The sequence below is a fragment of the Streptomyces sp. adm13(2018) genome (genome assembly GCF_008042145.1).
In the GTDB taxonomy this organism is placed as follows: domain Bacteria; phylum Actinomycetota; class Actinomycetes; order Streptomycetales; family Streptomycetaceae; genus Streptomyces.
The window spans coordinates 1-6,396 of sequence record NZ_RDBH01000009.1 but is presented as its reverse complement, the minus strand read 5'-3'; the positions used below and the strand labels follow the sequence as shown (position 1 = coordinate 6,396).

Sequence of the window (6,396 nt, the reverse complement as noted above, 5' to 3'; positions counted from 1 at the left end):
AGGTACGACGGAGGGGCCGGGGCGCGCGTACGACGGAGGGGCCGGGCGGCGGGTCAGTACGCCGCCTCGGTCCAGAAGTGGGTCACGCGGGAGATGCCCGCCTTCACCGCGCCGATCCGGGTCAGGGCCGACCGGTCGACCCCCGCGAAGATCAGCCCGAGGGCCAGGTCCCCGCCCTCGGCGCGCCCGTCGACCCGTACGGACAGCCGGCGGCTCCTGCCGCGCCCGGACTCGCGGACGGTGATCCGGACCCCGGGGTCCTCGTCGTCGGGCTCACGGGTGAGGACGTAGGAGTTCTTGTCGAGCGCCGCGAGCCGGTAGTGGTCGCCCGCGTACTTCATGGTGAGGGCCCGCTGGACGAGGGTGGCGCCGAAACGGTTCCGCGACACGTACACCATCCGGTCGCCGACGCGCAGCGTGAACCGGTTCAGGGTCGGCAGCTTGAGCCCCTCGGCGTGCATCCCACGGGCCTCGACCGAGGCCACCGGCAGCAGCCCGCCGCGCACCTCCGAGACGAGCGTCTCGGGGTTCGTACGGGGGAGGGGGGCCGTCAGCGTGATCTCGCCGAACTCCGGCGAGACACCCTTCCAGCCCGCGCTGTAGTGGTGCCGGTCCCCCTCCTTCCACGCCTGGAGCTCGAACGGGCTGGCCTGGGTGTGCATGGACGGAATCCTCTTCGCTCTGGAAGATCTCGGTGATCTCGGACGCTCGCGGTCGGGTCAGTCGAAGGGGTTCAGGGCGCTGCCCAGCTTCTTCGCCCCGCTCGCGATGCCGGAGCCCACGTCGGACGCCTTGTCGCCGATCCAGTCCCCGGCCTCCTCGATCCCCTTCCCGATCGCCTCGTGGTTGTCCCAGATCAGCGCGGCGCCGTACGCCACGCCGGTACCGACGGCGAGACCGAGGGTGACCGGGTTCGGGGCGACGGTCAGCGCTGTCATCGACGCGCTGAACGCCGTCCCCGTGAGGTCCGAGGCGAACTTCGCCGGGTCCGCCTTGATCATGTCCGCGTTGTACGTGGTGAGGTTGGCGATGCCGTACGCGGTGGCCGCGACGCCACCGACGACACCGGCGCCGCGCAGCACACCGGCCGCCTTGGCGGCGTTGGCGAGACCGCCGTTCTGCGCGACCTTCAGGAGGTTCGCCTCGGCGGCCGTGGGCATGAAGAAGGCGCCGTTGCGCATGAACCCGCCGAGCATGGCGGCCTCGTCCGAGCCGGTCAGCGCGGTCGCGAGACCCGGCGGGATCTTGGTGAGCAGGCTGCCGGGGGCCGCGCCGGCCAGCCGCATGTTGAAGTGCTTGGACAGGAACGTGCCGGGCGCGGTCGGGTGGACGAACGGCGGCCGGATCGCCTTGGACAGCTTGTACGAGTACAGGCCGGCCGCGGTCAGGGCGCCGGCGAAGGCACCGGCGGTGATCGTGCCGTTGGTGAACTTGGCGACCAGGTCGGCCAGTTTCTCGTTGCCGGTGAGCTTGGCGATGCCGTCGCGCTGGAGCCGCTGGACGTAGTCGTCGAGCGTCTCGTTGTCCTTCATCTTGAGCCAGGCCAGGTTCATCCGGTCGTCCTTGGCCTTGTCGTCGGCCGCGGCGACCTTTCCGGCGTCACCGTTGAACCCGGTGCCGGCGGTGGCGTCGTTCTTGTTGCCCTGGCCGTCCTTGACCACGGCCTCCAGGTCCTTCTTCAGGTCCTGGTCGGCGACGTCGAAGGCCTTGACGCAGCCGTCGAGGTGCTCGGTCCAGGCCGTCTCGGCCTCCCGCACGCTCTTCGCGCCGTCCGGGTCGTGGTGCAGGGCGCTCCGCTCGCTCGCCGAGAGGCGGTCGTAGTCGTAGGCCACCCGGCCCTGCTCGGAGACCTTCATGCCGGCCTTGACGGCGTCGGCGCGGGCGTTCTCCAACTGCTTCTTCAGCTCGGTGAACTGCTCGTGGGCGTTGCGCAGCACCGTCGCGGTGGCCTTCGCCTGGGTCTGGGCCGCCTGGTACTCGTAGCGGGTGGCCGCGAAGTTGGTCTGCGCGGCGGTCGCGCTCTCGCCCCGCCAGTCCTGCGAGGTCGTCAGCGACTCGACGCTGTCGCGGTACCGCTCCTCGACCTTCTTCAGGTCGCCCGCCATCTCGGTCCACTTGTCGGCGGTGGTGGACAGCTTGCCCAGGTCGGTCGTCATGATCTCGGAGTACGTCAGCATGTACGTCCGCCCCCTCAGTACTGCTCGATGCGCGAGGTCGGCCGGACCCCCGCGAGCCGGGCACGGTTGTCGAGCTCCTGCTGGCCGAACGTGACCGCGGCGCCGCGCAGGGCGGTCTTCTCGGAGGCGAGGCGGGCGAGCAGGTTCTTGACCTGGCTGTCCCAGGTGGTCTCGACCGTCTTGAGGCCGGCCGCGGTCGCCCATCCCTCGAAGCCGCCGGCGGCGGCGGTCGTGGCCGCGTCGGCCACCTTGGCCGCCTTGGCCGTGTCCGGCTCCAGCTCGTTCTCGATGGTGTTTGCCGCGGCCTTCTTCTTTGCTGGTGCGGTAGCGAGGTTCGGCTGGCCGCCGGACGTGCCGCCGCCACCGCCGCCGTCGAGCTGGTTCAACCGCGTGCCGACGGGGGCTTGTTCGGTCGTGCCGGACCGGATTCCGGCCCAGTCCTCGTCAAAACCCATGCCGCTGCGCCCCCATGGAAAGAATGATCATAACTTTGCAGGTGCACCGTATGTTTCCGTGGCGGCGCTCCGGATGCAAGGCTGGAGGACTCGTCCCTGGTCAGCGGGCGGAGGTCAGGGGGTGAGGGCCCCCGGCTCGGGGGGAGCGGGACATTCATCCGGCTCCGGGTGCGGGTGCGGACCCGGACCCGGTCCCACGCCTGGGAGCCCGACCGGACCCGGTCCCACGCCCGGGAGTCCGACCGGAGCCGGTCCCACGCCCGGGAGCCCGACCGGACCCGGTCCCGCCGTCGGCGCGTACTCCGCCCAGGCCGCCGCCAGCCGCCGTACCGCCTCCGCGAGCACCTCGGGCGGCAGCAGGAAGTGCAGCCGCAGCTGCCGGACGCTCCCCCCGAGGGCGTCGGCGGTGGCACCCGGCAGCACGGCCACCCCGTGCCGGAGGGCGACCTGCGCGAACGACACCCCGTCACCGTGCGGCAGCCGCACCCACACCGTCTGGCCGCCGACCGCCGGCGGACACGACCAGGAGGGCAGCCACCGGGCCAGTTCCGCCCGCAGAAACGCGTGGCCCGCGCGCAGACCGTCCAGCCGGGCCGCCCGTACGGACCCGAAGCCGGCCAGCAGCCGCGCCGCGACCAGCTGCGACGGCACGTCACAGCCCAGATCGTGCACCGCCTTCAACCGGGCGAGACGCGCGATCAACGGTGCCGGGCCGCGCACCCAGCCGATCCGCAGCCCGCCCCACACCACCTTGCTCAGCGAACCGACCGAGATCACCTCGCCGTACGCGCAGAGCGGCGGGGGATCCGCCGCCGTCCCGAACCCCAGGTCGCCCAGCACCTCGTCGTCGACGAGCGGCACCCCGCACGCGTTCGCCGCCTCCACGAGCCGGCGCCCCGCGAGCGGCGGAAGCTCCGTACCCGTCGGGTTCTGGAACCGGGCCACCACGTACGCCAGCGCCGGGCGCCGGGCCTCCAGCACCCCCACCGCCGCCGCCACGTCGAGCCCGTCCGGCCCCACCGCCACCGGCACCGGCACGGCACCGGCCTCCCGGAACAGGTCCAGCGCCCCCGGATAGGTCGGCGCCTCCAGCAGCACCCCGTCCCCGGGCGCCAGCAGCAGCCGCACCAGCAGCGCGAGCCCCTGCTGCGCACCCGTCGTCACCAGCACCTGGCCCGGGTCCGTCGGTACCCCGCGCTCCGCGTACCGCGCGGCCACCGCCTCCCGCAGCACCCCGAGACCGGCCGGGTGGTACCCCAGGTCCCCACCCGGCAGCACCAGCGAGCGGTACGCCTCCGCCAACTCCGGCGGCGGCTCCACGGGAGCGGCGCAGCTCAGCAGGATCACGTCGTCCGGCGCCTCCAGGAGGTGCAGGAACAAGGGGTTGGACGTCTCCACCACCCGGGGCGCCTCCGGCGCGAGCGCGACCCGGGCGACCCGGGTCCCGCTGCCCTGCCGCCGCACGAGCCGCCCCTCCTGACGCAGCGTGTCGTAGGCGGCGACCACCGTCGTACGGCCCACGGCCAGCGCCTTCGCCAGCCGCCGGTCCGGCGGCAGGAGGGACCCCGGCGGCAGCGCGCCCTCGTCGACGAGCCGGCGCAACCGGGCCGCGAGCAGCAGATACAGGGGCCCGCGGCCGGCGGACCAGCGGCCGAGCCGGGAGACGAGGTCGTCGGTGGCCGGAGGCGGAGCGAGGGGCATCATGGCCGGACCAATCTGCCGGGATTGGCCCTGGGAAGGCAAACGACCGGTCCACAGACTGAACGCATGAGCCCCACGGAGCCCCGCCCCACCACGACCTCGGCCGAGGCCACGACCGCCGCCCCGGTCTCGGCCGAGGTCGTGGTGGGGCGGGGCTCCGTGGGGCGCACGTCGAGATCACCGGCAGCCGGCCCCTCGGTGTCCCCCTCCACCAGGGGCACGTCTTCGCGTTCGAGTCCGCCGACGCCCTCGCGACCGCCTTCACCTCCGGCGACGCCTTCCTCTACAGCCGCCTCGGCAACCCCACCGTCCGCACCCTGGAGGACGCCGTCGCCCGCCTCGAAGGCGGCATCGCGGGCCAGGCCTTCGCCTCCGGCATGGGTGCCGTGAACGGCGTCCTCCTCGGTCTGCTCGCCGCCGGCGACCACGTCATCGCCCAGACCTGCCTGTACGGCGGCACCTACGCCGTCCTCACCGACCTGGCCACCCGCTGGGGCGTCGACGTCACCTACGTCTCGGGCACCGACCCCGAGGAGGTGCGGGCTGCCCTGCGCCCGCAGACCCGGCTGCTCTACCTGGAGACGATCGCCAACCCCACCACCCGGGTCTCCGACGTGCCCGCGCTCGCCGCGGTCGCCGCCGGGGCGGGCGTCCCGGTCGCCGTCGACAACACCTTCGCCTCACCGCTGCTCTTCCGGCCGCTCGACCACGGCGCCGACATCGTCGTCCACTCCGCGACGAAGTACCTGTCCGGGCACGCGGACGTGCTCGGCGGCGTCGCCGTGTTCAAGGACGACGCCCTCTACCGCCGGGTGCGCCGTCACGCGGTCGAACAGGGCGCGTCCACCGATCCGTTCGCGGCCTGGCTGACCCTGCGGGGCATGCAGACCCTGTCGCTGCGGATGGAACGCCAGTGCGCGAGCGCGGCCGATCTGGCGGCGCGGCTGGCCGGGCACCCGGCGGTGGCGGCGGTGCGCCACCCGGCGCTCGCGGACCACCCGGACCGGGCGATCGCGGACCGGCTGCTGCCGGCGGGCGGTGGCGGGGTGATCTCCGTGGACCTGGCGGGCGGCCGGGAAGCGGGCCGCCGCCTCGTCGAAGCGGTCCGCCTCGCCTCCCTGAGCGTCTCCCTCGGCGACGTGAAGACCCTGGTGATGCACCCGGCGTCCACCTCCCACCACCAGCTCGACGAGGCGGCGCTGACGGCGGCGGGCATCGGCCCCGGCACGGTGCGGATCTCGGTCGGCATCGAGCACGTGGAGGACCTGTGGGCGGACCTGGAACAGGCCCTCTCCCAGACGCCTGACGGCTCCTGAGACACCCCCTAGTCCTCCCGCTCCCGCTCGGCCATCCGGATCACGCACACCGCGACCGCCACGAGCAGCGCGGTGTCCGCGTCCTCCCGGACCACGTTCACGGCGTACGTCTCGCGGACGTGGAACCACTGCCGGGAGATGTGGGCGAGGAGTTCACCCTCGTACTCGACGGTGAACTCCCGGTCGAGAATCCGCCCGCTGACGTCGAGTTCGGTGCCCTCGACGAGCGTCACCCGATAGTGGTTGCGCAGCAGCGACAGCCGCTTGCGCCGCACGGTCGCGAGCGGCCGCTCGTCCCGCTCGATGGTCATGGTGTCCCGCAGACTGAACATCTTCTGCCGCAGGGTGATCAGGACCTGCCCGTCGGGGTCCTTCAACTCCAGGGTGTCGCGCAGCCGCAGCGCCTTCCCGTCGACGAGAAAGGCGTGCCGCCCCTCCTCGTCCTCGATCCAGTAGTCGTCACCGATAGCGAAGATCTTGTCCCGTACGAGATATTTCACACCGCTATGCCTGCCCGCCCCTGGGCCGGTTCTCACCCGAAGCCGCCCGGTATCGTGCCGGGCGGCTGTCGTCATGGACGAGGACGGACGGATAGTGACGGACGCTCGCGGCACCGCACGGGACACGTACGCGCAGCGACCAATGGCAAGCTTGAAGGATGAACGATGCTGCCCCGGCGCCCACCCCCGCGCCCGCGCCCCGCCGTGCCCGTGTCCGTGCCCCCGAGCTGATCGGCAAGGGCGGCTG

Annotated in this window: 6 protein-coding genes; 1 reads left to right on the top strand and 5 read right to left on the bottom strand. The window is 72.8% G+C overall.

Features of this window, described 5'->3' with window-relative positions; all coding sequences use genetic code 11:
• Positions 1 to 53: 53 nt before the first annotated feature.
• From EAO70_RS00675 to EAO70_RS00660, 4 genes are all read right to left on the bottom strand, one after another.
• Entirely contained in the window at positions 54 to 662 is a 609-nt protein-coding gene (locus EAO70_RS00675) for a hypothetical protein (RefSeq protein ID WP_148001082.1), read from the bottom strand.
• A gap of 57 nt (positions 663 to 719) precedes the next feature.
• Positions 720 to 2,177 carry a hypothetical protein gene (locus EAO70_RS00670; RefSeq protein ID WP_148001081.1) on the bottom strand — a complete coding sequence of 486 codons (1,458 nt, stop codon included), beginning with the start codon at positions 2,175 to 2,177 and terminating at the stop codon, positions 720 to 722.
• 14 nt (positions 2,178 to 2,191) lie between these two features.
• Positions 2,192 to 2,632 (bottom strand): hypothetical protein, encoded by a 441-nt coding sequence (locus EAO70_RS00665; protein WP_148001080.1) that lies wholly within the window; start codon positions 2,630 to 2,632, stop codon positions 2,192 to 2,194.
• A gap of 114 nt (positions 2,633 to 2,746) precedes the next feature.
• Complete coding sequence (locus EAO70_RS00660; protein ID WP_261992570.1) at positions 2,747 to 4,336, bottom strand: PLP-dependent aminotransferase family protein; 1,590 nt, start codon at positions 4,334 to 4,336, stop codon at positions 2,747 to 2,749.
• A gap of 173 nt (positions 4,337 to 4,509) precedes the next feature.
• Between EAO70_RS00660 and EAO70_RS00655 the strand changes: the two genes are divergently transcribed.
• Positions 4,510 to 5,649, top strand: a complete 1,140-nt coding sequence (locus EAO70_RS00655; RefSeq protein WP_148001079.1) for a trans-sulfuration enzyme family protein — start codon at positions 4,510 to 4,512, stop codon at positions 5,647 to 5,649.
• 8 nt (positions 5,650 to 5,657) lie between these two features.
• Here EAO70_RS00655 and EAO70_RS00650 read toward each other — a convergent pair whose 3' ends face one another.
• Positions 5,658 to 6,149 carry an LURP-one-related/scramblase family protein gene (locus EAO70_RS00650; protein ID WP_148001078.1) on the bottom strand — a complete coding sequence of 164 codons (492 nt, stop codon included), beginning with the start codon at positions 6,147 to 6,149 and terminating at the stop codon, positions 5,658 to 5,660.
• Between the last annotated feature and the right edge of the window lie 247 nt (positions 6,150 to 6,396).